Origin of the sequence: Glutamicibacter sp. NPDC087583 (genome assembly GCF_044743685.1) — a bacterium.
Classification (GTDB): domain Bacteria; phylum Actinomycetota; class Actinomycetes; order Actinomycetales; family Micrococcaceae; genus Glutamicibacter.
The window spans coordinates 169,098-192,938 of record NZ_JBIUWY010000004.1; the positions used below are offsets into that span (position 1 = coordinate 169,098).

Below are 23,841 nucleotides of genomic sequence, written 5' to 3' on the forward strand. Positions count from 1 at the left end.
AAGCCCATCACTTTCAATTATCGACGGGGCCGGAATAATGCTCAATGGCCCCCGCCGCACCGAGTGGAGGAAGCCGGATCGCAGTTGATCCGATGGATGGCCGCAGGCCAGCCATGCTTCCACCCGGGCAATCCAAAGGAGTCCCCATGTCCAGTGCGCAGAGTGCTTCTGCAGAGTCGAGTCTGCCGCCCCTTAGTCCGGGCCCCCATGCAAAACGTCTCGGTTTAATCTCCATCGTTGCCTGTTTCGGCGGTCTGCTTTTCGGCTATGACACAGGTGTTGCCAACGGTGCTGAAGGCCCGATGGCCGCCGAGCTGGGCCTGAATCTCCTGCAGATTGGCGTGGTGATCAGCTCGCTGGTCTTCGCCGCCGCAATTGGCGCACTGGTCGGTGGGCAGATCGCTGACGTGTGGGGCCGGCGGAAAACCATCATCATGCTGGCAGTCCTCTTCTTCGCGGGAAGCCTGCTGGTTGTCTTTTCGCCTGCTGGACCGGAACTGGGAACGTTCTCGCCCTTTGGCTACAGCGTGCTGATTGCCGGACGCATCATGCTCGGATTGGCCGTCGGCGGCGCATCTACGGTCGTACCGGTATACCTGGCTGAACTGGCACCGTATGAAATTCGCGGCTCGATCACCGGCCGCAATGAGTTGGCCATCGTCTCGGGCCAGCTGGCCGCCTTCGTCATGAACGCGATCATTGGAACCGTTCTGGGCGGGACCGTGGATGGCATCTGGCGTATCATGTTCGCGATTTGCGCCTTGCCGGCATTGGCGTTGTTCTTCGGCATGCTGCGCATGCCTGAATCCCCTCGCTGGCTCGTGGAAAAGCGCCGCTATGCCGAGGCGTTGCGGGTGCTCAAGACCGTGCGTTCGCCTGAGCGCGCACTGGCCGAAGTCCACGAGATCGAGATTGTCGCCGACGAGGAAAAGCTGGCTAACAAGCCGGTGGGCATCAAAGCGGTGCTGAAGAACAAATGGCTGATGCGCATCATCGCCATCGGCATCGGCGTTTCCATGACTCAGCAGCTCACGGGCATCAACTCGATCATGTACTACGGCACGCGCGTGCTGGAAGAATCCGGGATGTCAGAGCAGCAGGCAGTACTGGCGAATATCGCCTTTGGCGTGGTTGCTGTCATTGGCGGAATTATCGCCCTGCGCAACATGGACCGCATGGACCGCCGCAAGACGTTCCTGATTGGCCTGTCGCTGACCACCACCTGCCACCTGCTGGTGGCTATCGCGGGCATGCTGCTGCCAGTTGGCAGCCCGATCCGGCCAGTGGTGATCCTGATCCTGGTGGTTGCCTTCGTGATGTCCATGCAGACATTCCTGAACGTGGCCGTCTGGGTATGGCTGGCTGAAATCTTCCCGCTGCATATGCGCGGACTGGGCATTGGCATCTCGGTGTTCTTTGGCTGGACGACCAACGGCGTGCTGGCACTGTTCTTCCCATCGCTGGTCTCCGGGATCGGGATTACCGGGTCCTTCTTCATCTTCGCTGGCATCGGTGTGCTGGCACTGTTCTTCGTAGCCACGCAGGTGCCTGAAACCCGTGGACGCTCGCTGGAAGCGCTGGAAGAGGATGTTTCCACCGGAGCGATCTACCACGTCAAGCCTGCGGTCAACGCCTGAATCGCGGCGCATCGCTGAGCTGGCAAGCCCAGCCCCCGCCACGTGGCAAGGGGCTGGGCTCGCTGCTATGCCCGGGGCCTTGCCGTGCTGCCTCGCACCACCAGCTGCGGGGCATGGGTGCTGGAAGCGCCCGGGGCGTTCAGGGCCGCGTGCATGGCGGCTTGGGCCAGTGCTGCGACGTCTTGCCGAACGCTGGTCAGATCGGCGTGCGCCAGCCTGGCGAATTCACTGTCGTCATAGCCGACTAGGCAGATCTGTTCGGGAACATGCAGGCCGGCAAGGTCGATTGCTTGGCGGGCGCCGAGTGCCGCACGGTCATTGAAGGCCAGTACCGCTGTGGCGCGTTCGGCTGGGGCAGTTGCTGCCAGGTATTCGCGCAGGACCGTGAAAGCGGTGGCGTCATCGGGGCCAGCTGGGAGCACTTGGCCGTGCGCGTTGGCGCGGGCGGCGGATTCGGCAAAGGCATCGCGCCGCTGTTGCGCCGCGATGGCAGATCCGCCATCCAGATGCAGCAGCCGGGTGTGGCCGAGCTGGGCCACATGGCTGACGGCTTGTTCAACGCCGGCAGCCTCGTTGGTAATGACGGAGGGGATGCCGTCAATCGTGCGCAGCAGGCTGATTATGGGAAGCTGCTTGGAGGCGTGGACCAGTTGAGCCGGCGGAAGTTCCGAGAACAGGCCGATCACCGCTTCGACTCCCGCATCGATCAGCGTATTGAGCACTCGGCGTTCATCGCGGTGCTTGCCGGTAGCGCCCAGGATGATCTCGAAGCCGTTCTGGTCTGCCTGCGCGTACAGGGCATCGGCCAACTCCGCATGCAACGGTTCTCCCAGCGCCAGGGCCAGCCCGATGGTCCGGCTGCGGCTGCTGCGCAGAGACCGCGCGCGCGAATCCGGGCGGTAACCCAACTCCGCGGCCGCCTGCTTGACTCGGGACCGGGACTCCTCGCTGGCACCCTCGGCACCGCGCATGACAATCGAGGCCAGCGCTACCGAGACCCCTGAGGCGCGGGCGACGTCGGCCAGTGTGGGGCGTTTTGCAGGGGGTGTCGGCATGGGCGGAACTTTCTTCTAGAACGTTATAGACAGTTGCTATCCAGTGTGCCATGATTTTCCTGAACACTAAATCTAGAACGTTCTAGGAGAGACCTCATGGCTTACCAGACCCTGCCAGAAACTTCGATAAAGCCGCTGCGCCTGGCCGTTATCGGTACCGGGTGGATCGGAGCATTCCACGCCCGCACTGTGGCGCAGCATCTGCCGGATGCGCAATTGCATGTCATAGCGGACCCGGCGCCGGGCCGGGCCGCTGAACTGGCCGCTGAGCTTGGTTGCCCGAACTACACCGAAGACATCGCCGACGTGCTGGCCGACGACAGCGTGGACGCCGTGGTTATCGGGGCGCCTTCGAGCTTCCATGCCGGCTTGATCGCCCAAGCCGCCGCAGCCGGAAAGCACATCTTCTGCGAAAAGCCGGCAGCGCACGCGTTGTCGGACTTGGACGCCGCGCTTGACGCCGTGGAGGCTTCCGGGGTGCTGCTGCAGATCGGTTTCAACCGGCGCTTCTCCCGGGACTTCGCCGTTGTGGCGGAACAGGTGCATTCCGGAGTTATTGGCACCCCGCAACTGCTGCGCTCGCTGACCCGGGATCCAGAAGTGGCCGGCGGGCTGCCCAACGCGGCAAAGATCCGTTCCCACGTCATTTTCACTGAAACCCTGATCCACGATTTTGACACCCTGAACTGGTTGAACCCGGGAGCCGAAGCAGTGGAAGTCCACGTCATGTCCGATGCGCTGGTGGCCCCTGAGCACCGGGGCTCCGGTTTGCTGGATACCGCCGTGGTGAGCCTGCGCTACTCCAATGGGGCAATCGCCGTGGCCGAGGCGAACTTCTCGGCCAGCTACGGCTATGACGTGCGCGGAGAAGTCTTCGGTTCAAAGGGCATGGTGCAGGCAGGCAATCCGGTGCAGCTGGCCGCGGCCAGCTTCGACAGCCAGGGAGCGCATGCGCCAACCGAACGGTTGAACATCGAGCTATTCGCCCAGGCCTACCGCGAGCAGCTCTCGGTCTTCGCCCGCAAGATCCGGGGCTTGCGCGAGGATACGGCTGATGCGGCCCTGGCGGTCCCCACCGGCGCCGACGCCCGCGCAGCCCTGCGCATCGCACTGGCGGCCTTGGAATCCGCAGAATCCGGGCTGCCGGTCAAGTTGGAATCCGCCACCCGCCTTGCGGTGAACCCATGAACGGGCAACTGGCGGTCTGTGCCGAAATGGTCTTCCTGGACCTTCCGCTGATCGACCGGGTGAAGCGCCTGGACGAGGCCGGCTTTGAAATAGAACTCTGGGATATCCGGGGCAAGGACCTGCCGGCATTGGCGGCCACCGGCGCCCGTTTCGGCTCCATGACAGGCTACAGCGCAGGCAGCCTCTGCGATCCGGACAGCGCGGGCGAAGTTGTTCGCACCGCCAAGGAATTGATCCCGGCAGCCCAGCAGCTGGGCATCCACCGGCTAGTTGTGCATCCGGCCCAGCTCGTTGACGGGCAGGCGGCCAGCCCGCAATTCCGGGCTACCGGAGAGATGTGGCTCACCGCAGCGCGAACGCTGGAAGCACTGGGCCGCATCGGCGAAGAGCACCAGGTCACCTTCATGCTGGAGAACCTGAACACGATCCTGGATCACCCTGGAATCCCGCTGGGACGCGCCAAGGACACGATGTCCCTGGTCAAGGCCGTCGGGCACCCGAACGTGAAGATGATGCTGGACCTGTACCACGCCCAAATTGGCGAGGGGAACCTCATCGAACTGGTGCGCTCGGCGCTTCCGCACATTGGGGAAATCCAGGTCGCAGACGTACCCGGACGGTGCGAGCCGGGCACCGGGGAGATCAACTATCTGGCCGTCGCCCGTGTGCTGGCCGAGCTGGGTTATTCTGGCCCGATCGGCATGGAGGCCTACGCCAGCGCAGATTCCGAAGGAGCCATCGCGGCCTTTGCCCAGGCGTTTTCACCGCTGTCCAAGCCCGTGGCGCGCTAGCATCATGCACCGAGCATCGGAATGAGAGTCTAAAGCCCAGTGGCGGCAGCAGGAAAACCTGCTGCCGCCACTTGGCGTGCGTTCCGAGAAGCTACGCGCCAGCGCCGAAAGGCAAGCGCGAATCCATGCTCTGCGAATCCCAAGTCTGGCGGATCCAGCCGTGGTGGGGATCATCGTTGATCAGCCAATCGCGCACCCGCCCCGGGCCGGCCATGACGTTCAGGTAGTAGAGGTCGTATCCCGGCCCGGCCATGGCCGGACCATGCCAGCCGTAGGGGACCAGGACAACGTCCCCGGTGCGGACCTCGGCATTTACATCAATGGGGCGTTCATCCGAAGCATAAACGCGCGCGTAGCCGATGGGATCGCTTGCCGCCTCGGCGGGCATGCCCTGGGCTAGCTGCGTCTCGAAGTAGTAGATTTCCTCGAGGCTGGTTTCGCCTTCCTTCTCCTGATCATGCTTATGCGGAGGGTAGGAAGACCAGTTGCCCGCCGGAGTGATGACTTCGCAGACGATGAATCGGTCCGCTTCCAGGGCGGCCGGGGTGCCGAAGTTGTGGACCTGGCGGGAGCAGTTTCCTGCGCCGCGCAGCTCCACAGGGGTCTCTTCTGCCCTGATCAGCCGGGTCGGGTAGGACTGCTTGGCCGGGGCCAGTGCGACGGCGACCCGGCCCCCTTTGGCGGAGCTGATGGACAACGCCGTGTTGATGCCGGTGTAGAGGACATCAGCAGGTCCAGCAAAGACTGATTCGCGACCCTTGAGAACATGTTCGGTTCCTGCCATGGCGACAGTGAATGATTCGCCGCTGAGCGGGACCACGATCCGTTCTTCGCCGCAGGCCTCCAGTTCAAGTGTTTGGCCAGGGGCCAGCTCAGCTACCTTGAGTCCGGTGTGTGCCCAGCCGTCTATGGAAACGGCTGAGTCATGGGCACCGAGCGAGATGCTCCATTCTCCGTTAGCGGCCGAACCTGCAGGGTAAATCCAATCGGTCATCAGTCGATCCTTTCGACGGCGGGGGACAGGTGCCTAGCGTTGCACCAAGGTCATTTCAAAACTGTAGGCGTCTGCTCGATAAACATGGGAGCCGGTTTCCACGTTGCGCCCAGTGTCATCCACCGCGGTGCGCTGCATGGTCACCAGGGCCGAACCGGCCGCTGCGTCCAAGGTCTTGGCCTGGGCTTCATCTGCGGTCGTGGCCCCGATGCGCTGCTGGGCCAGGCGGAAGTTCACCCCTGCTTCGCGCAGGAGCTCGTAGAGGCCATGGGCCTGCAAGGACTTTTCGTCCAGCTCGACAATGTCGTCGCGAACCCAGTTCTCCATGAGGGCCAGCGGGCTGCCTCCGGCAGAACGCAGCCGGGTGAAGTGGTAGACAGAGACGTCCTTGGGCAACGAAAGAAGATCCTGGATCTCCGGCGGAGCGGGAATGTGCTCGAAGCTGAGCAGGGTGGTAGAAGGCTTCTTCCCGGCGCGCTCAAGGTCGTCATTCAGGCTGGACAGCTCAAGATGCCGGCGGATCTGGCTGGAAACAACCTGCGTTCCCACACCACGCTTGCGCACCAGCAGGCCGGACTGGACTAGGTCATCCATGGCCTTGCGAATGGTGGGCCGTGAAAGCCGCAGCCGCTGGGCCAGCTCGATTTCATTTTCCAGTCGAGTGCCCGAGGCCAGCGAACCGTCGCGGATCGCGCCTTCGATGCCTTGCGCTACCTGGTGGTAGAGGGGAATGGGCGAAGATCGGTCGATCTTGATGCTCAGTGGTGTGCTCACAGTTGCTCCTTGCCGGCGACTTTGTCATGATATGTCGCTTTGACAGGACAAACTATATATGAAAGTTCATGATTTGGGCATCCTTTGGCTGGAAATCCATTCATTCCAAAGCATTCTCCACGCTAGTTGGTGATCCCCAGCGGCGTTGCCAACCGCGGGGTTCGAGTCAGACATGAGGTCCGACAAGGGGAATTGGACAACAGGTTTGATTGTCCAATTGTCCTGATAAGAAATTCGGCAGATTCCATTGCCCGAGGATTCCAGTGGCACATATGGTTTTTTGGAACGGTCCAAGACTTGAGGCGAGCCGCGGCGGCCACAGAGAATCACGGCGTTAAACGCCGCAGACAGGAGAACATCATGAATGAACAGCGCAGCATCGGCGTGGGGCTGATCTCGGTGGGATGGATGGGCAAGCTGCACGCTCGCGCCTACAGTTCGGTGCCCTATGCTTATCCAGAGCTGGGCATCAAGCCAAGACTGGTCATAGCCGCGGACACCGAACAGTCGCGAGTCGACTTCGCGATCTCAACACTGGGCTTCGAGCGCGGAACACTGGACTACCACCAGGTACTAGCCGATCCCGAGGTGGATGTCGTCTCGATTTGCGCTCCGAACTTCCTGCACGCCGACATGGCGATCGCCGCAGCAGAGGCCGGCAAGCACTTCTGGATCGAAAAGCCCGCCGGTCGAAGCCTTGCCGAAACGCAGGCTATCGAGCAAGCCGCCATCCGCAATGGCGTGGTCACCTCGGTCGGGTTCAACTACCGGCATGCGCCAGCTATCGCACGCGCCCGCCAGCTGGTGCAAGAAGGCCGGCTGGGATCCATCACGAATGTCCGCGCCAGCTTCCTTGCCGGATATGCGGCAGACCCCCGGGCCGCTTTATCGTGGCGCTTCAACCGGGAGCTGGCCGGCAGCGGGGTGCTTGCTGACCTGTTCAGCCATGCAGCTGATCTATGCAGCCATGTTGTCGGCCCCATCCAGGGTATTTCCGCATCCACCAATGTCATGATTCCGTCCCGGCCGAAACTATCCATGGGCCAGGGCACGCACTTCGACCTGATCGAAGGCGGTGACCAAGGTGAAGTCGAGAATGAGGATTACGCCGCAGCGTTGGTGCGTTTCAGCCCAGAAGGCGTGGCGGACCGCGCGATCGGAACTATCGAGGCATCCCGGGTGGCTGTGGGACCGCAGTGCGGTTACCGGCTGGAAATCTACGGCACGGAAGGTTCGGTCAAGTGGGATTTTGAACGCATGAATGAACTGGAAGTCGTGCTCGGTCGAGACAACGAAGAACAGGGATTCACGACGGTGATCGGCTCGCCAAAGCATGGCGAATACTCCCGGTTCCAGCCAGGCCCAGGGAACGCGATGGGCTTTGACGACCTCAAGACCATCGAGGCCAAGAAGTTCCTGCTGGCTGTCGCCGGTGGCGAGAAAACGAACTCCACCATCGCCGATGCGGTGGCGGCAGCCGCAGTGGTCGAAGCGGCCGAAGCATCTGCCGCAAGCGGCACGTGGCAGGCGCTGGATGAGCCGGTGCGCGCTGCGAGTGTGCAATACTGACCGCCATGCCTGACTCGTCGCGCCGCCGCCCCACGATCCGGGACGTCGCCAAGCATGCCGGGGTCTCAAAATCCTTGGTCTCCCTGGTGCTCTCGGATCCTAGCAAGGTCAGTTCGATGCGGCGTTCGCTGGTCGAGGACTCCATCCGCGAGTTGGGCTATCAGCCCAACCTGGCAGCGCGCTCGCTTTCGGCCGAGAACCGGCATGCCATTGGCGTCGTCCTGGGGGAACTGCATAATCCCTGGGTTCTGAGCGTCGCGGAAGTGGTGCGCGAACAGTTGCAAGCAGCAGGGCTTGACGTGCTGTTCAGTGCGGCCGCGATCCACGACGGGCAGGGCGTTGGGCCCGCGGAACTGCAGACCTTGCGCGATTTGCGGGTCAGCGGAATCCTCGTCGTCGGATCAGCCGATGACGCAGTCAGCTTCGAAGCCGCCTTGGGTGAGACTCCCGCTGTATTTGTTGGCGGCGGGCGCCAGGCCCAATCAGGCACTGGCGCGGTTTCGGTTAATGATGAGCAGGGCTTCGGCATGGTGGTTGACCACTTGGTCGATTGCGGAAATGCGCGGATTACCCATATAGCCGGTGGCGCTGGTCCGGTTTCTGCGACGCGCGAAGCTGCCTATCATCGGGCGATGCTGCGCCATGGCTTGCGCCAGCATGTACAGGTGGTGGAAGCCGGGCCAACGATTCAGGCCGGGCATGAAGCCGTAGCGCGGTTGCTGGCCTCGGGAGCACGGCCTGAATCGCTGGCTTGTTTCAATGATCTTTCCGCCATTGGGGCGCTGCAGGCTCTGGATGAGGCTGGCGTGTCTGCGGCGGTGACTGGCTACGACAATATTTCCCTATCGTCGCTGGGAAGAATTTCGCTGACCAGCATCGGCTCGGATTCGGAAGATCTCGGTCGCAGCAGCGTGCGGCTGCTGCTCCAATTGATGCGGAATCCGGAAGGAAAATTTGCACGTCAGTTGATGATTCCACCGCGGCTTATCGTGCGCTCCTCGTCGCAGCTGCACCGTTGAACCCTGTGAAAGCGGCGTTTCGCCGTGCTTGTCGAGGTCGGCAAATTACTCGTCTTCACATCCTTATGTCTTAACAAAGTCTTGACGGATCGCTTTTCGTCACGCACACTTTAGGCATCTTGTGATTCAAGTCACGGAACATCTTGTTAAGGCGGCCCGCCCCAGGGGACAATCGGGGTGCGCCGGGGATTCCTGAAGGGGAAACGAATATGGGAAAGCCAATTTGGCGCAAACTCGCAATCACGCTCGCCATCATTCCAGCATTGGGGCTGGCGGCTTGCTCGTCCACTGGCGGGCGTGCACCGGAACCGGAAAGCAATGCCGGTGGCGGTGCGGTGGCGGCTACTGACCGCATCAAAATCGCGGTCATCACCCACGCGGCTCCAGGAGATACCTTCTGGGACATTCTTAGAAAGGGCGCTGAAGAAGCTTCGGCCAAGGACAACGTAGAACTCCAGTATCTGAGTGATCCTGATGGTGGACGCCAGTCCCAGCTGATCGAGCAGGCTATTGACCAGGGCGTCGACGGCATCGCCGTGACCCTGGCCAAGCCCGACGCCATGGCTGGAGCGCTAGGCAAGGCTGCCGATGCCGGGATCCCCATTGTCAGCTTGAATGCCGGTGAAGCCCGATTCAAGGATCTCGGAGCATTTGCCCACTTCGGTTCCAATGAGCAGCTTGCAGGCCAGGCCGCTGGCGAAAAGCTGAAGGAGGCGGGAATCAAGAAGCCGATATGCGTCATCCAGGAACAGGGGCACGTTGGGCTTGAAGCACGTTGCGCCGGCGTGAAGAAAATCGTCCCAGACACCGAAATACTCTACGTGCAGGGCACTGACATGACCCAGGTTGAATCAACGGCAACCGCAAAGCTCCAAGCCGATAAGCAAGCCGACGCGATCATCGGCCTGGGCGCACCCATCACGATGACACTGCTCAAGGCTAAAGCCACGGCGAAGTCCGAGGTCGAGGTAGCTTCCTTCGACATGAACTCGCAGTTGGTTGAAGAAATCACCAAGGGCAATGTGATGTTCACCGTTGACCAGCAGCCTTGGTTGCAGGGCTACATGGCAGTTGATGCGCTGTGGCAGAACAACCGTGGCGGCTTCACCATCGGCGGTGGACAGGCGACGTTGACCGGCCCGGCTGTTGTAGACAAAGCCGTCGCTGAGCAAATTACCAGTTTCGCCCAAGAAGGCGTCCGCTAGCCACATCCCCTCGGCGCGCGCCTGATCTGCCGGTAGCGGCGATCCGGCGCGCAGCCTGGACACGGAGGAAATCCCATGTCATCTATAACAGCTTCACCCTCTCAAAAGAGAAAATCTCCGGCTCTGGACGAGCGCGTCGGCAAGAAAAGCGCATTGTCTATCCTTCTGGGCCGTCCGGAGATCGGTGCTCTCGTGGGCGCCATCGCCCTCTTCGTATTCTTCGCCGTCGTCGCTCCGGTCTTCCTGGCCCCCGCATCCTTGGCCACCGTCCTCTATGGGGCTTCGACCATCGGCATCATGGCCGTTGGCGTGTCACTGCTGATGATCGGTGGCGAGTTTGATCTATCCACCGGTGTGGCCGTCATTTCTTCGGCGCTCAGTGCATCGATGATCTCCTGGTACTTCGGTCTCAACGTCTGGGTCGGCATTGCCTTGGCCCTGGTCGTCTCGCTGCTGATCGGTTTCATCAACGGAATCATCCTGATCAAGACCAAGCTGCCATCCTTCATCGTGACGCTGGCCAGTTTCTTGATGCTCACCGGCCTGAATCTGGGCCTGACGCGAGCCATTGGCGGCTCGGTGTCCTCTCCATCTATTGCGGATATCGAAGGATTCCAGAGCGCAAAGGCGGTCTTTGCCTCTTCAGTCAATATCGCCGGGATCGACGTCAAGATCACCGTGTTCATCTGGATCGCCATGGTGATCATCGCTTCCTGGATCTTGCTCCGAACCAAGATCGGGAACTGGATCTTCGCCGTAGGCGGGGATGAGAAGGCCGCTCGCGCCGTCGGCGTTCCAGTGGTCCGCACCAAGATCGGACTCTTCATGGCCGTTGGATTCTGCGGCTGGGTGCTGGGCATGCACAACCTCTTCGCCTTTGACTCGGTGCAGTCCGGCGAAGGCATCGGCAATGAATTCCTCTACATCATTGCCGCGGTCATCGGCGGCTGCCTGCTCACCGGCGGTTACGGTTCAGCCATTGGCGGCGCTATCGGGGCGTTCATTTTCGGCATGGCGAACAAGGGCATCGTGTACGCGGAATGGAATCCGGACTGGTTCAAGTTCTTCCTTGGCCTGATGCTGCTCTTGGCTACGGTGGTCAACATCGTGGTGAAAAAGCGTGCGGAATCCAGCAAGTAGGAAGCCAAGGACAAAAATCATGAAGACTCGCAAGAATAAGAAGACCGAAGACCTGCTCGAGAAGCTCGAGCCCAAGATCAGCGACAACCTGCTGACCCTCAAGGGAGTTGGCAAGCACTACGGAAGCATCATCGCCCTGCGCGGTGTCGACATGGTGGTGGATCCGGGCAAGGTCACCTGCGTTCTCGGGGATAACGGCGCCGGCAAGTCCACGCTGATCAAGATCATCGCCGGCTTGCACCAGCACGATGAAGGAGAGTTCAGTTTGCATGGCTCGGCCATCAAGCTCAAGAGTCCCCGCGTCGCACTGGATGCCGGCATCGCCGCGGTGTACCAGGACCTGGCGGTCGTTCCTTTGATGCCGATCTGGCGCAACTTCTTCCTCGGCTCGGAACTGACCACCGGGGTTGGGCTGTTCAAGAAGCTTGATGTGCAGAAAATGAAGGACATCACCAAGCAGGAGCTCTCCGACATGGGCATTGATCTGCGTGACGTCGAGCAGCCGATCGGCCAGCTGTCCGGCGGTGAACGCCAGTGCGTAGCCATCGCTCGCGCGGTATATTTCGGAGCCAAGGTCCTGATCCTCGATGAGCCTACCGCCGCCTTGGGCGTCAAGCAGTCCGGCGTGGTGCTGCGCTACATCCTCCAGGCGCGCGACCGCGGGTTGGGTGTCATCTTCATTACGCACAACCCGCATCACGCGTATCCGGTAGGGGACTCGTTCCTGTTGCTGAAACGCGGCCGCTCCATCGGGTACTACTCGAAGTCGGAAATCACCGTCGAAGAGCTGACCGCCCAGATGGCCGGTGGCGCTGAACTCGCTGAACTGGCTCATGAGCTTGAACAGCTTGGTGGACATGATGAAGAGCTGGCAGAGGCAGAGGCGGGCGCGAACTCTCAAGCAACAGCCTGACCCAACCGCAGCTAAGGCCTGGGCTTCTTCGCGATGGTGAAGAAGCCCAGGCCTTAGCTGTCCCAGTGCTTAGAGCGAGTAGTCAATCATTTCACTATGGCCAGTAGCGATGGAACGCACCGCGGCCTGGGCGATGGCCTGGGATTTGAGCCCCTCACGCAACGTGACAGGTACTTCCCGGTCTTCGTCCAGTGCCTGAACGAAGGCTCCCAAGCTGGCGGCATAGGTTGGCTGGACCCTGTCGAACCAGTTGCCGTGCAGCCCGTGGGATTGCGCGTGCTGCCCTTGGAACAGGCTGACGTGCCCCGAGGGTTGCCGTTCAGATGCGGCCATGGCTTCAGACCCCAGCGCTTCGATGCGTTCGTCATAGCCGTAATTCGTATGGCGCACACAATCTATTTGGGCCATCGCTCCACTAGGGAACTGCAGCGAACTGATCGAAGTGTCCACATCGCCAAATTCCGCAATCTCCGGGACGGCCAGGGCCGAGCCGAAGGCGTGCACCTGCAGGGGATCCTGGCCTGATATCCAGCGTGCCAAATCATAGAAGTGCACGGCCTGATCGCGGAACTGGCCGCCAGAATTTTTCAGGTAAGCCAGTGGTGGCAATGCCGGGCCACGCGAAGTCAACTGGAGCAAAGCCAGATCGCCGATTCGCCCGGAGTGCACGAGCTCCTTGAGCTCTGCGTGAGCGCGATCGAAGCGCCGGTTGAAATTGACCATGGCCTTGATTCCTGAACGTTCAACGTAGGCTACCGTCGCCTTTGCCGTTTCCAAGTCGAGGTCGATTGGCTTTTCGACGAGAGCCGCCAGGCGCGCATCGGCTGCAAGGCGGAGGTTCTGGGCGTGGGAATCCGTTGATGACGCGATGAACACTGCGTCCAGGCCGTCGTTGCCGAAAATCTGGTCGAGCGTTGCTGCTGCCTTGGCGCCATGTCGCGAGGCCAGAGCAGCAGCTCGCTGAGGGTCAATGTCGTAGACCAGTTTAAAGTCGATCTCCGGGTGTGCGGCCAAGTTGTGTGCATGCACCGAGCCGATGAAGCCGGCGCCGATCAGGGCGAATCTTTGCATTGAAGGCACCTCGTGAAGTTGGTTGAAGTCAGGAGATCATGATGTCCAGAAGATTGCGCATGGTGCTGGCAACCTTGTGGAAGTCGTGCTCATTGGCGCGGTCAGAGAACATCTCGGAAACCCACCAGCCGTCATAGCCGGTGGACTTGATCGCGTCCACCCACTGCTGCAATGGGATGGCGCCACCGCCGATGACGACATTGCGGTGCACGTCCTGGGCCGGAACCTCATGGCGCCGATCCAGATCCAACCCGTCGGAAATATGGGCCGCCTTGATCAGTTCCTTGGGCAACGCGGCCACTTCTTCCAAGGTGTCCCCGACGGTCCAGAAATGCCAGGTGTCCAAGGCGATGCCAACGTTCTCGCGGCCGCAGCGCTCAATAATTTCCAGGGCTTGCCGACACCGATTGATATTGGACCAAGCCAGCGGTTCCAAGTAGATCTCCAGCCCGTGCTCTGCGGCGATCCCGGCGGCAGCAGATACATTATCGGCGGCAATGGCCATGGCTTCCGGTTCCGAGAGGCCGAGTGTCCCGCGGTAGCGATCATCAGATGCTGCGAGTTTTCCGGACTTGAAATCCTTGACCACATTCCAGTCCACTGGCCCGGTGCACATTTGCAGGATCGGTGCGCCGACCACTGTGGCGATTTCGGCCATCCGCCTGACTTCCCGGAGCATGTCATCACGTGCGGTGCCTTGGCGTTCAAGGTCAAGGACTGCGCCGATTCCTGTCACTTCAAGGCCCGTGAGCATTTCTGGAAGCGTGTGCACAGAAAAGCCGGCATCAAGATAGCGGTAGAGTTTCGGGCTTTGCAACTCGATGCCGCCGAATCCGGCCGACCGTGCCGTTGCAATGTCGGTGGCAACATTCCCGTAGAAACTTGTTGTGACATTCATGGACAGTTTTGCCATTGGTCCTCCTTGGCGTGTGGAATGCATGCGTGGAAACGAAATGTACAGTTGTCAGTACAAAGGTGCTTCCAAGATCATATGCCCACTGCTCCCCGGAAAGTAATACGCTCGGGCATATTCTCCATGAATTTTTTCCGAGCCGCCGCTAGGCTGGTCTGCGAGTGCAGGATACGTCTGTTCATCACCGGTTTTTCAATGGTTCAAGGCGAAAGTGCGTTATATACCTTCAAGGGAATGCAGTAATCCGGCTCGCTGATTGACTGGATATTCGCCCGCGACAGTGGCTGTTTCGAAGGTGTTTGCAATAATGACCGTTGTGAACATTGCTCAGCCCGGTGAAGGGCGCCCAGGAAACCGGCCCCCGTCGATGGCGGATGTGGCGGCCTTGGCCGGGGTGTCCCATCAGACGGTTTCCCGCGTGCTCAACGACCATCCAAACGTCAGGGCGGGAACCCGCGACCAGGTGCTGGATGCCATCCGGCAGCTGGGTTATCGCCGCAACCGAGCCGCGCGGGCACTGGCCACATCGCACTCGAGCACTATCGGCATTCTGACCATCGGCAGCGAATTCTTCGGACCGCAATCCACCGTGCTGGCCATCGAGGCCGCTGCCCGTGCGCAGGGATATTTCGTGACCGTTACCGCACTGGATCGCTATGACGCGCACAGCGCGAGCGAAGCCCTCAGCCACCTGGTGGACCAGGGCGTTGATGGCGTGGTGATGGTTGCGCCCTTCGAAAAGGTGATCGATGCCCTGGATGATGCTGCCCTGACGATTCCAGTGGTGGTCGTGGCCGCTCGCACCGAGGTTCCCGACGCGGATCCGGCGCATTACGTGTACATCGACCAGCGTGAAGGCGCGCGCTTGGCCACTGGTCATCTTCTGGCCCTGGGGCACCGCAAGATCGTCCACGTGTCCGGGCCGACCGGCTGGTTCGACGCCACCGAACGGCAAATCGGCTGGCGGGAAAAAATGCTGGAAGCCAAGGCCCCGATTGTTGAGGTGCCAGCTGAATCCTGGCAGGCCCAGAGCGGCTATGAGGCAGGCCAGCGTCTGGTTGACCCGATACGCGCCGGCGAAGTTACGGCAGTATTCGCAGCGAATGATTACCTTGCCACCGGTGTTCTGCGTGCTTTCTGGGAAGCCGGGCTGGAAGTGCCCAATGACGTTTCGGTTATCGGTTTCGACGACCTGCAAATCTCCAATTTCCTGATCCCTTCGCTGACCACGGTTCGCCAGCCTTTCCGCGATGTCGGCCATGCTGCGCTGATGGAATTGCTGGAAGGCGCCACGGCTGACAGGGTCCCGAAAGTGATTGCGCCAACGCTGGTAATCCGGGCGAGTACCGCACCGCCCAACGCCCGCTAGCCAAGCGCTACATTCCCCGAGTCCGGGATCCGGTATTGCGGATCACAAATTGTTAGCGCTAACATTGGATCGAGGTTTTGTTCTGCCAGCGCATTTTTCGCGAGTGGAGCAGGAAACGATGGCTATGGCGCTGCTCACCGAGCTGTGCGAACGGAGATTTCATGGCAACACAGCTCAACGGGCCAACCGCCCGCGAGATCATCAGCAACGGCGAAGCCGTGCTGGGCATCGAGTTCGGTTCAACGAATATCAAAGCCAGCCTGATCGGCCCCGGCCACCAGCAGCTTGCCAGCGGCAGCCACGCCTGGGAGAACCAGTACGAAAACAGGAATTGGACCTACTCCCGCGAAGCCATCGTCGCCGGCCTGCAGGACTCTATGGCCCAGGTGCTGGCAGATGCCCAAGAGCGCCACGGAGTACGCCCAACGCAGCTAGGAGCCGTTGGAATCTCCGCGATGATGCATGGCTACCTCGCCTTCGACGCCGACCGGGAACTGCTGGTTCCCTTCCGCACCTGGCGCAACACCTCCACGGCTGAGGCGGCCGCGATGCTCAGCGAGGAACTGGACTTCAATATCCCGCAGCGCTGGTCCGTAGCGCACTACTTCCAAGCGCTGCTCAACGGCGAAGAGCACGTGTCGAAAGTTTCCCGCCTGAACACGCTGGCCGGATTCGTGCATGAGCTTCTCACCGGAAATTTTGTGCTTGGCGTGGGCGATGCCGCGGGAATGTTCCCCATCGATTCAGCCACCGGCAGCTACGATGCACGGATGCTTTCCGCCTTTGACGCGGTGGCTGCCCAGCATGGCGCGACCGCAGGGCTTTCCTCAATGCTGCCCGCGGCAGTGCCTGCCGGTGCAGATGCCGGCACGCTAAGCGAAGCCGGGGCCTTGCTCCTGGATCCCACCGGACAGCTCCAGCCTGGCAGCCCGCTGTGCCCACCGGAAGGTGATGCCGGAACCGGCATGGTGGCCACCAATTCGGTAGCCCAGCGCACCGGCAACATCTCCGCCGGAACCTCCATTTTCGCGATGGTGGTCCTCGACGCGCCGCTCAAGGAAGTGCACCACGAAATCGACGTGGTCACCACGCCCGATGGGCATCCGGTAGCCATGGTCCACTGCAATAACGGCGCCAGCGAATTTGCCGCCTGGGCCCAGGTCTTCGGGCAGTTCGCCCGGGCGCTGGGCAGCGACGCCGACGACAACGCGGTCTTCGAAACCCTGCTGCGTTCGGCCCTTCAGGGTGCTGCCGATGGTGCGGGGCTCTTGGCCTACAACAATCTTTCCGGCGAACCGGTAGCGGGTCTTGCCGAAGGCCGTCCGGCCATCCTGCGCACCCCGGACTCCACGCTGAACCTGCCCAACTTCGTGCGTGTTCAGGTGTACGCCATGTTCGCCACGCTGAGCCTCGGACTGCGCGTGCTGGCCGCCGAAGGCGTCGAGGTCAAGCAGATGTTTGCCCATGGCGGCATCTTCCGCACCGCCGGGGTGGCCCAACGGCTGCTGGCCGCTGCGATCAACACTCCCGTCCTTGTCGGGGACAGCGCCGGACACGGAGGTGCATGGGGCATCGCCGTCCTGGCAGCGTACCGGCGCCGAGTCCTCGATGGCCTGCAGCAGTCCCTGCCTGAATTCCTGGATTCCGAAGTCTTCGCCGGTGCCGCTTTGAGCCTCGCGGAGCCGCAGGCCGATGACCGTGCCGGCTTCGAGGCCTACCTGGAAACCTATGAAGCCGGCCTGGCCATTCAGCGCACCGCCATTACCGCCATCTAGGCATCGCACACAGTTTCGGACGAAAAGAGAAACCGATGAATCAACCACGAATCCTGGCGGATTACCCGCAGTCAATGCAGGACGAGGTGGCCACGGTCCGCCAGATTGTTGCCGACCTGCACGCCGAATTGCCGCGCTATGAGCTGGTGGTCTGGACTGCTGGCAACGTGTCGCAGCGCGTGCGCCACCCGGAAATCGCCGACGGCTCCGCGGACCTGTTCGTGATTAAGCCATCGGGCGTCGCCTACGACGAGCTGACCGCGCAGTCCATGGTGGTCTGCACCTTGGACGGCAAGCTGCTCGATGGCACCCGCGCCCCGTCCTCGGACACCGCGGCCCATGCCTACACCTACGAGCACATGCCGCAGGTGGGCGGCGTGGTGCATACCCACTCCACCTACGCCACCGCATGGGCGGCGCGCGGCGAGGAAATTCCCTGCGTGCTGACCATGATGGCCGACGAATTCGGCGGCCCGATCCCGGTAGGCCCCTTCGCCATCATTGGCGATGATTCGATTGGCCGCGGCATCGTGTCCACGCTGAGCGAGTCCCGCAGCCCGGCCGTGCTGATGCGCAACCACGGTCCTTTCACTATCGGAAAGGACGCCAAGGCCGCAGTCAAAGCCGCGGTGATGTGCGAGGAAGTGGCGCGAACCGTGCACATCTCGCGCCAGCTAGGCAACCCGGTCGCGATCGACCAGAAGCATATCGACTCGCTCTACGAGCGCTACCAGAACGTCTACGGACAGTAAGGACATCATGGCCAAGGCATATAACACCCAAGAAATCTGGTTCTTCACCGGCAGCCAGGACCTGTACGGCGAAGAGACGCTGCGCCAGGTGGCGCAGCAGTCCACCGAGGTCGCGCAGGCCCTGGATGCGTCCGCCGACGTTCCGGCAAGGATCGTGTGGAAGCCGGTCCTGAAGGACTCCGAATCGATCCGCCGCGCAATGCTGGAAGCAAACTCGGATGACAAAGTGCTGGGCGTCATCACCTGGATGCACACCTTCAGCCCGGCCAAGATGTGGATCAACGGCCTGAAGGCCCTGCAGAAGCCGCTGCTGCACCTCCACACCCAGGCCAATGTCGAACTGCCCTGGGATTCGATCGACTTCGACTTCATGAACCTGAACCAGGCCGCCCACGGCGACCGCGAGTACGCCTACCTGGCCACCCGCCTGGGCGCGGCCCGCACCACCGTGGTCGGCCATGTCTCCAACCCGGCCGTATCCCGCCGCGTGGGCACCTGGATCCGCGGCGCTGCCGGCTTCAACGCCGTGCAAAACCTGAACCTGGTCCGCTTCGGCGACAACATGCGCAACGTCGCGGTGACCGAGGGGGACAAGACCGAGGCGGAGATCCGCTTCGGCGTCTCGGTGAACACCTGGGCCGTCAACGACCTGGTCGAAGCGGTCCAGGCCGTGGCCGAGGCCGACATCGATGCGCTGGTCGCCGAGTACGAGCGCGAATACGACGTCGTGCCCGAACTGCGCGCCGGCGGTGCCCGCCACGAGTCGCTGCGCTATGCCGCATCCCAGGAAATTGCTCTGGAAGCCTTCCTGTCCAAGGCCGGCGCCATGGCGTTCACGACCAACTTCGAGGACCTGGGCGGGCTCAAGCAGCTGCCGGGCCTGGCTGTGCAGCGCCTGATGGGCAAGGGCTACGGCTTCGGCGCCGAAGGCGACTGGAAGACCGCGGTACTGGTGCGTGCCGCCAAGGTCATGGGCGAGGGCCTGCCGGGCGGCGCCTCGCTGATGGAGGACTACACCTACGACCTGACTCCCGGCAAGGAGCTGATCCTCGGCGCCCACATGCTCGAGGTCTGCCCGTCGCTGACCACCTCCAAGCCGCGGGTTGAAATCCACCCGCTGGGCATCGGCGGCCGCGAGGATCCGGTGCGCATGGTCTTCAACGCGGACGTTGCCGAAGGTGCGGTGGTCGTGTCCATGGCCGATATGCGCGAGCGCTTCCGCCTGACTGCCAATGTGGTGGATGTGGTCACCCCGCCGGCGGATCTGCCGAACCTGCCGGTGGCGCGCGCGGTGTGGAGCCCGCGGCCGGACTTCAATATTTCCGCCGAGTCCTGGCTGGCTGCCGGCGGTGCGCACCACACGGTGATGTCCACGGCCGCGGGGATCGAGGCTTTCGAGATCTTCGCCGAAATCGCAGGCACCGAGCTGCTGGTTATCGATGAGGAAACCACCCGCCGGAACTTCGCGCAGCAGATTCGCGTGAACCAGAGCTACTACCGCTTGGCGCAGGGTTTCTAGCGGTTCGAACAACCCTTGCCCAGGTAATGCGCGCCCCGTGGCGGGGCGTGCATTACCAGTGAGTAAGGAATCTTAATTTATTTACATCGAGGGTGGCTGAAATCACTGTGTTAGCGCTAACATAGTGTGAGTCCAGTCTCACTCGCAGATATGGCAACCTTTCAAGGAGGAAAAGATGGCATGGAATAATTGGACCCGCAAGGCCGCGGCGACCATGGGATCGCTGGCACTGGTCGGCGCATTGGCAGCGTGCAGCGGCGGTGGCGCTGGCGGCGGAGCAGGAGCCGGTGAAGGCGAGTCGACTGCACCTGAGGACATCCAGGTGGGCGTGGCAATGCCAACCGAGACTTCCGAGCGCTGGATTGCCGACGGCGAAGCCGTCAAGTCCCAGCTGGAAGCCGCTGGCTTCGAAGTCGACCTGCAGTTCGCGAATGACGACATCCCCACCCAGCAGCAGCAGATCGACCAGATGATCACCAAGGGCAGCGACATCCTGGTAGTCGCCTCCATCGACGGCACCGCGCTGTCCACCCAGCTGCAGGCCGCAGCGGACCAGGACATCCCGATCATCTCCTACGACCGCTTGATCAACGGCACCGAGAACGTCGACTTCTACGTCACCTTCGACAACTACAACGTCGGCGTCCAGCAGGCAACCTCGCTGCTGACCGGCATGGGCCTGGCCGATGAGGAAGGCAAGCGCACCAGCAAGGAGGGCAAGTTCAACGTCGAGCTCTTCGCCGGTTCGATCGACGACAACAACGCGCACTTCTTCTGGAAGGGCGCCATGGATACCCTCAAGCCCTACCTGGATGACGGCACCCTGACGGTCAAGTCCGGGCAGACCAAGATCGAGCAGGCAGCTACCCTGCGCTGGAGCCAGGAAGAAGCCCAGTCGCGCATGGAAGACCTGATCACCGCCCACTACCAGGGCGGCAAGACCAAGATCGACGGCATCCTCTCGCCATTCGACGGCATCTCCCGCGGCATCATCACCGCACTGTCCAACGCCGGCTACGGCAAGACCATCGAGGCCGGCCTGCCGATCATCTCGGGCCAGGATGCAGAAATCGCTTCGGTGAAGCTGATCGACGATGGCGTGCAGTACGCAACCATCTTCAAGGACACCCGCAAGCTGGCTACCCAGGCTGTCGAGGCAGTGAAGTCCTACGCAGGCGGCGGCGAGCCGGAAGCCAATGACACCGAAACCTACGACAATGGCAAGAAGGTTGTTCCTTCCTACCTGCTGGATTCGGACATCGTCGTCAAGGACAACATCACCTCCCTGCTGGTCGACTCCGAGTACTACACGGCCGAGGAAGTCAAGGCCGGCCAGACCAAGTAGTCTCCCAGGCCGCAATCCGGTGGGCGGGAGGGCAAGCCGCCCTCCCGCCCACCGGATGCACCGCTCACAGCACACACCAAGGACGTCTGCACTATGGACACCACGATCCTGCACATGCAGGACATCACCAAGACTTTTCCCGGAGTCAAGGCGCTGGACGGCGTCAACCTTTCGGTTAGCAAGGGCGAGATCCACGCTATCTGCGGAGAGAACGGCGCCGGAAAATCCACCCTCATGAAGGTGCTCTCCGGGGTCTACCCGCACGGCAGCTACGAGGGCCAGATCATTTTCGAAGGCGAAGAGCTCAAGGCCTCGAACATCAAGGACTCCGAAGCCCAGGGCATCGTGATCATCCACCAGGAGCTGGCGCTGGTGCCGTACCTGTCGGTGGCCGAGAACATCTTCCTCGGCAACGAAACCGCGCGCGGCGGCTTCATCGACTGGAACGAGACCAACCACCGCGCCGCGGACCTGCTGGCCCGCGTGGGCCTGGACGAACTGCCGGTCACCCCGGTAGGCCAGCTGGGCGTGGGCAAGCAGCAGCTGGTGGAAATCGCCAAGGCGCTGAGCAAGAACGTCAAGCTGCTGATCCTGGACGAACCGACCGCCGCGCTGAATGACGACGACTCCGAGCACCTGCTGAACCTGCTGCGCGGACTGCGTGAACAGGGCATCACCTCGATCATCATTTCGCACAAGCTCGGCGAGATCGAGGACATTGCCAACACCACCACCATCATCCGCGATGGCCAGTCCATCGAGGCGCTGGACATGGCCGATCCCGAGTCCAACCAGAACCGCATCATCCGCGGCATGGTGGGCCGCGAACTGTCCTCCCGCTACCCGGAACGCGTACCGCAGATCGGCGACGTGGTCTTCGAGGTCCAGGACTGGTCGGTCCAGCACCCGGTCCAGCAGGACCGCACCGTGGTGGAAGGCGCCAACCTGGAGGTCCGCGCCGGCGAAATCGTCGGCATTGCAGGACTGATGGGCGCCGGGCGCACCGAATTGGCGATGAGCATCTTCGGCCACAGCTATGGCCGGAACATCACCGGCACGGTCAAGATGGACGGCAAGCCGGTGGACACCTCCACCGTGGGCAAGGCCATCAAGGCCGGCATCGCCTACGTTTCCGAGGACCGCAAGAAGTTCGGGCTGAACCTGATCGAGGACATCCGCGTGAACACCACCGCGGCCGGTCTGGACAAGATCTCCTCCAAGGGCTTCGTGGACGGCAACAAGGAGATCCAGATTGCCGAGCACTACCGCAAGTCCATGCGCATCAAGACCCCGAACGTGATGGCGAAGGTCGGGAACCTCTCGGGCGGCAACCAGCAGAAGGTCGTGCTGGGCAAATGGCTGCACACCGCACCCGAGCTGCTGATCCTCGACGAGCCCACCCGCGGCATCGACGTCGGCGCCAAATACGAGATCTACACCATCATCAACGAGCTGGCGGCTGCCGGCAAGGCCGTGCTGGTGATCTCCTCCGAACTGCCAGAGCTCTTGGGCATCTGCGACCGCATCTACACTCTGGCCTACGGCCGAATGACCGGCCAGCTGCCCAGCAGCGAAGCCACCCAGGAACGCCTCATGGAACTCATGACCATCGAGAAGGAAAGCACCCGATGACCATCACAAGCGAGCTGAAGGATATCTTCACCAAGAACCTGCGCACCTCGGGCATTTACATTGCCTTCGTGCTCATCGTGGTGCTGTTCACCATCCTGACCAACGGGCTGCTGCTCAGCCCGATCAACATCACCAACATCATCTTGCAGTACTCCTACGTGCTGATCCTCGCCCTGGGCATGATCCTGGTGATCGTCGCCGGGCACATCGACCTGTCGGTCGGCTCCCTCGTGGCGCTGACCGGTGCGGTCTCCGCGGTCATCGTCATCAAGGGGGATCTGCCCTGGTGGGTCGGCATGCTCGCCGGCATCGCCGTGGGCGCCCTGTGCGGCCTGTGGCAGGGCTTCTGGGTGGCGTACGTGGGCATTCCCGCGTTCATCGTGACCCTGGCCGGCATGCTGCTCTTCCGCGGCCTGACCTACGAAGTGCTGAGCAACGTGTCGCTCTCGCCGTTCCCCGGCGAATACGGCCAGATCGCCGGCGGCTTCCTCAACGGGCTGCTGGGCGGCAACGGATTCGACCTGTTCACCGTGATCATCGGCGTGATCGCCGTGGCCGGACTGTTCGTTTCGCAGTGGCGCAACCGCGCTGGACGCGCCAAGTACGGCCAGAGCGTTGAATCCATGGCCATGTTCCTGGCCAAGAACATCATCTCGGGCATCATCATCCTCTGGTTCTTCTGGCAGATCGCCACCAGCCGCGGCATGCCGATCGTGCTGATCATCCTGGCTGCCCTGATCCTGGGCTACCACGTGCTGACCACCAAGACCGTTTTCGGCCGCCACGTCTACGCCATCGGCGGCAACCTGTCCGCCGCGAAGCTTTCGGGCGTGAACGTGAAGAAGATCAACATGTGGATCTTCATCAACATGGGCCTGCTTTCGGGCGTGGCCGGCGTGGTCTTCTCCTCGCGTTCCAACGGCGCCCAGCCGGGTGCCGGCAACATGTTCGAGCTGGACGCCATTGCGGCCTGCTTCATCGGCGGCGCTTCGACCACCGGCGGCGTGGGCCGGGTGACCGGCGCGATCGTCGGCGGCCTGGTGATGGCGGTGCTCTCCAACGGCATGCAGCTGATGGGCGTGGGCGCCTCCACCCAGCAGATCGTCAAGGGCGTTGTGCTGCTTCTGGCAGTCGCCTTCGACATCTACAACAAGCGCCGCGCGGGCGCTGGCAACTAGCC

General features: G+C 61.9%; 20 protein-coding genes. 15 read left to right on the forward strand and 5 right to left on the reverse strand.

The window, feature by feature from the left end; genetic code table 11:
• The first annotated feature begins 146 nt into the window (after positions 1-146).
• Positions 147-1,637: a sugar porter family MFS transporter gene (locus tag ACIOU9_RS12300; protein ID WP_133833848.1), complete on the forward strand. Its 1,491-nt coding sequence runs from the start codon at positions 147-149 to the stop codon at positions 1,635-1,637.
• Between the two features lie 65 nt (positions 1,638-1,702).
• Here ACIOU9_RS12300 and ACIOU9_RS12305 read toward each other — a convergent pair whose 3' ends face one another.
• Positions 1,703-2,692: a LacI family DNA-binding transcriptional regulator gene (locus ACIOU9_RS12305; RefSeq protein WP_402697070.1), complete on the reverse strand. Its 990-nt coding sequence runs from the start codon at positions 2,690-2,692 to the stop codon at positions 1,703-1,705.
• A gap of 96 nt (positions 2,693-2,788) precedes the next feature.
• Here ACIOU9_RS12305 and ACIOU9_RS12310 point away from each other — a divergent pair, with 96 nt between their 5' ends.
• On the forward strand, positions 2,789-3,880 hold the full coding sequence (locus ACIOU9_RS12310) for a Gfo/Idh/MocA family oxidoreductase (RefSeq protein WP_402697072.1): 1,092 nt from the start codon (positions 2,789-2,791) through the stop codon (positions 3,878-3,880).
• A complete protein-coding gene (locus tag ACIOU9_RS12315) occupies positions 3,877-4,671 on the forward strand; it encodes a TIM barrel protein (RefSeq protein ID WP_105656539.1) in 795 nt (264 codons plus the stop codon). Before ACIOU9_RS12310 ends, ACIOU9_RS12315 begins: the two co-directional genes overlap by 4 nt.
• Positions 4,672-4,762: 91 nt before the next feature.
• Here the strand turns inward: ACIOU9_RS12315 and iolB are convergent, their stop codons facing one another.
• Together iolB and ACIOU9_RS12325 are read right to left on the reverse strand one after the other, a co-directional pair.
• Positions 4,763-5,665, reverse strand: a complete 903-nt coding sequence (iolB, locus tag ACIOU9_RS12320; protein WP_402697075.1) for a 5-deoxy-glucuronate isomerase — start codon at positions 5,663-5,665, stop codon at positions 4,763-4,765.
• A 33-nt stretch (positions 5,666-5,698) separates the two neighbouring features.
• Positions 5,699-6,439: a GntR family transcriptional regulator gene (locus tag ACIOU9_RS12325; RefSeq protein WP_332486354.1), complete on the reverse strand. Its 741-nt coding sequence runs from the start codon at positions 6,437-6,439 to the stop codon at positions 5,699-5,701.
• Between the two features lie 360 nt (positions 6,440-6,799).
• Between ACIOU9_RS12325 and ACIOU9_RS12330 the strand changes: the two genes are divergently transcribed.
• From ACIOU9_RS12330 to ACIOU9_RS12350, 5 genes are all read left to right on the forward strand, one after another.
• Complete coding sequence (locus tag ACIOU9_RS12330; RefSeq protein WP_332486356.1) at positions 6,800-8,008, forward strand: Gfo/Idh/MocA family oxidoreductase; 1,209 nt, start codon at positions 6,800-6,802, stop codon at positions 8,006-8,008.
• Positions 8,009-8,013: 5 nt separating this feature from the next.
• Positions 8,014-9,027 (forward strand): LacI family DNA-binding transcriptional regulator, encoded by a 1,014-nt coding sequence (locus ACIOU9_RS12335; RefSeq protein WP_332498182.1) that lies wholly within the window; start codon positions 8,014-8,016, stop codon positions 9,025-9,027.
• A 209-nt stretch (positions 9,028-9,236) separates the two neighbouring features.
• Positions 9,237-10,232, forward strand: a complete 996-nt coding sequence (locus ACIOU9_RS12340; protein WP_105662246.1) for a substrate-binding domain-containing protein — start codon at positions 9,237-9,239, stop codon at positions 10,230-10,232.
• A 75-nt stretch (positions 10,233-10,307) separates the two neighbouring features.
• Positions 10,308-11,372: an ABC transporter permease gene (locus tag ACIOU9_RS12345; protein WP_105656533.1), complete on the forward strand. Its 1,065-nt coding sequence runs from the start codon at positions 10,308-10,310 to the stop codon at positions 11,370-11,372.
• A gap of 19 nt (positions 11,373-11,391) precedes the next feature.
• Positions 11,392-12,285, forward strand: coding sequence for an ATP-binding cassette domain-containing protein (locus tag ACIOU9_RS12350; RefSeq protein ID WP_105662247.1), 894 nt, complete (start codon positions 11,392-11,394; stop codon positions 12,283-12,285).
• 69 nt (positions 12,286-12,354) lie between these two features.
• Here ACIOU9_RS12350 and ACIOU9_RS12355 read toward each other — a convergent pair whose 3' ends face one another.
• The gene (locus ACIOU9_RS12355; RefSeq protein WP_105662248.1) at positions 12,355-13,356 is read right to left on the reverse strand and encodes a Gfo/Idh/MocA family oxidoreductase; all 1,002 of its coding nucleotides are present in this window, start codon (positions 13,354-13,356) and stop codon (positions 12,355-12,357) included.
• A gap of 28 nt (positions 13,357-13,384) precedes the next feature.
• Positions 13,385-14,269, reverse strand: a complete 885-nt coding sequence (locus tag ACIOU9_RS12360) for a sugar phosphate isomerase/epimerase family protein (RefSeq protein WP_388024756.1) — start codon at positions 14,267-14,269, stop codon at positions 13,385-13,387.
• Between the two features lie 307 nt (positions 14,270-14,576).
• Here ACIOU9_RS12360 and ACIOU9_RS12365 point away from each other — a divergent pair, with 307 nt between their 5' ends.
• The 7 genes from ACIOU9_RS12365 (at position 14,577) to mmsB (ending at position 23,839) form a co-directional block, all read left to right on the forward strand.
• Positions 14,577-15,638, forward strand: a complete 1,062-nt coding sequence (locus tag ACIOU9_RS12365) for a substrate-binding domain-containing protein (protein WP_105656529.1) — start codon at positions 14,577-14,579, stop codon at positions 15,636-15,638.
• 161 nt (positions 15,639-15,799) lie between these two features.
• A complete protein-coding gene (locus ACIOU9_RS12370) occupies positions 15,800-17,413 on the forward strand; it encodes a xylulokinase (protein ID WP_402697079.1) in 1,614 nt (537 codons plus the stop codon).
• Between the two features lie 35 nt (positions 17,414-17,448).
• Positions 17,449-18,165: an L-ribulose-5-phosphate 4-epimerase gene (locus ACIOU9_RS12375; RefSeq protein ID WP_105662251.1), complete on the forward strand. Its 717-nt coding sequence runs from the start codon at positions 17,449-17,451 to the stop codon at positions 18,163-18,165.
• Between the two features lie 7 nt (positions 18,166-18,172).
• Positions 18,173-19,684, forward strand: coding sequence for an L-arabinose isomerase (araA, locus tag ACIOU9_RS12380; RefSeq protein WP_402697081.1), 1,512 nt, complete (start codon positions 18,173-18,175; stop codon positions 19,682-19,684).
• Positions 19,685-19,859: 175 nt separating this feature from the next.
• Complete coding sequence (gene chvE / locus ACIOU9_RS12385; protein ID WP_332502731.1) at positions 19,860-21,029, forward strand: multiple monosaccharide ABC transporter substrate-binding protein; 1,170 nt, start codon at positions 19,860-19,862, stop codon at positions 21,027-21,029.
• 93 nt (positions 21,030-21,122) lie between these two features.
• On the forward strand, positions 21,123-22,661 hold the full coding sequence (mmsA, locus tag ACIOU9_RS12390) for a multiple monosaccharide ABC transporter ATP-binding protein (RefSeq protein WP_105656524.1): 1,539 nt from the start codon (positions 21,123-21,125) through the stop codon (positions 22,659-22,661).
• Positions 22,658-23,839, forward strand: coding sequence for a multiple monosaccharide ABC transporter permease (gene mmsB, locus ACIOU9_RS12395; RefSeq protein ID WP_105656523.1), 1,182 nt, complete (start codon positions 22,658-22,660; stop codon positions 23,837-23,839). The genes mmsA and mmsB overlap by 4 nt, the downstream gene beginning before the upstream one ends.
• The last annotated feature ends 2 nt before the right edge of the window (positions 23,840-23,841 follow it).

Bases quoted from the DNA above. Each gene is read 5' to 3' on its own strand.
- ACIOU9_RS12355 (WP_105662248.1), bottom strand. From the start codon at position 13,356: ATGCAAAGATTCGCCCTGATCGGCGCCGGCTTCATCGGCTCGGTGCAT.
- ACIOU9_RS12375 (WP_105662251.1), top strand. From the start codon at position 17,449: ATGAATCAACCACGAATCCTGGCGGATTACCCGCAGTCAATGCAGGAC.
- ACIOU9_RS12310 (WP_402697072.1), top strand. From the start codon at position 2,789: ATGGCTTACCAGACCCTGCCAGAAACTTCGATAAAGCCGCTGCGCCTG.
- mmsA (WP_105656524.1), top strand. From the start codon at position 21,123: ATGGACACCACGATCCTGCACATGCAGGACATCACCAAGACTTTTCCC.
- ACIOU9_RS12330 (WP_332486356.1), top strand. From the start codon at position 6,800: ATGAATGAACAGCGCAGCATCGGCGTGGGGCTGATCTCGGTGGGATGG.
- ACIOU9_RS12365 (WP_105656529.1), top strand. From the start codon at position 14,577: ATGACCGTTGTGAACATTGCTCAGCCCGGTGAAGGGCGCCCAGGAAAC.
- ACIOU9_RS12315 (WP_105656539.1), top strand. From the start codon at position 3,877: ATGAACGGGCAACTGGCGGTCTGTGCCGAAATGGTCTTCCTGGACCTT.
- ACIOU9_RS12305 (WP_402697070.1), bottom strand. From the start codon at position 2,692: ATGCCGACACCCCCTGCAAAACGCCCCACACTGGCCGACGTCGCCCGC.
- ACIOU9_RS12360 (WP_388024756.1), bottom strand. From the start codon at position 14,269: ATGGCAAAACTGTCCATGAATGTCACAACAAGTTTCTACGGGAATGTT.
- ACIOU9_RS12350 (WP_105662247.1), top strand. From the start codon at position 11,392: ATGAAGACTCGCAAGAATAAGAAGACCGAAGACCTGCTCGAGAAGCTC.
- ACIOU9_RS12345 (WP_105656533.1), top strand. From the start codon at position 10,308: ATGTCATCTATAACAGCTTCACCCTCTCAAAAGAGAAAATCTCCGGCT.
- ACIOU9_RS12340 (WP_105662246.1), top strand. From the start codon at position 9,237: ATGGGAAAGCCAATTTGGCGCAAACTCGCAATCACGCTCGCCATCATT.
- iolB (WP_402697075.1), bottom strand. From the start codon at position 5,665: ATGACCGATTGGATTTACCCTGCAGGTTCGGCCGCTAACGGAGAATGG.
- chvE (WP_332502731.1), top strand. From the start codon at position 19,860: ATGGCATGGAATAATTGGACCCGCAAGGCCGCGGCGACCATGGGATCG.
- ACIOU9_RS12335 (WP_332498182.1), top strand. From the start codon at position 8,014: ATGCCTGACTCGTCGCGCCGCCGCCCCACGATCCGGGACGTCGCCAAG.
- mmsB (WP_105656523.1), top strand. From the start codon at position 22,658: ATGACCATCACAAGCGAGCTGAAGGATATCTTCACCAAGAACCTGCGC.
- ACIOU9_RS12370 (WP_402697079.1), top strand. From the start codon at position 15,800: ATGGCAACACAGCTCAACGGGCCAACCGCCCGCGAGATCATCAGCAAC.
- ACIOU9_RS12300 (WP_133833848.1), top strand. From the start codon at position 147: ATGTCCAGTGCGCAGAGTGCTTCTGCAGAGTCGAGTCTGCCGCCCCTT.
- araA (WP_402697081.1), top strand. From the start codon at position 18,173: ATGGCCAAGGCATATAACACCCAAGAAATCTGGTTCTTCACCGGCAGC.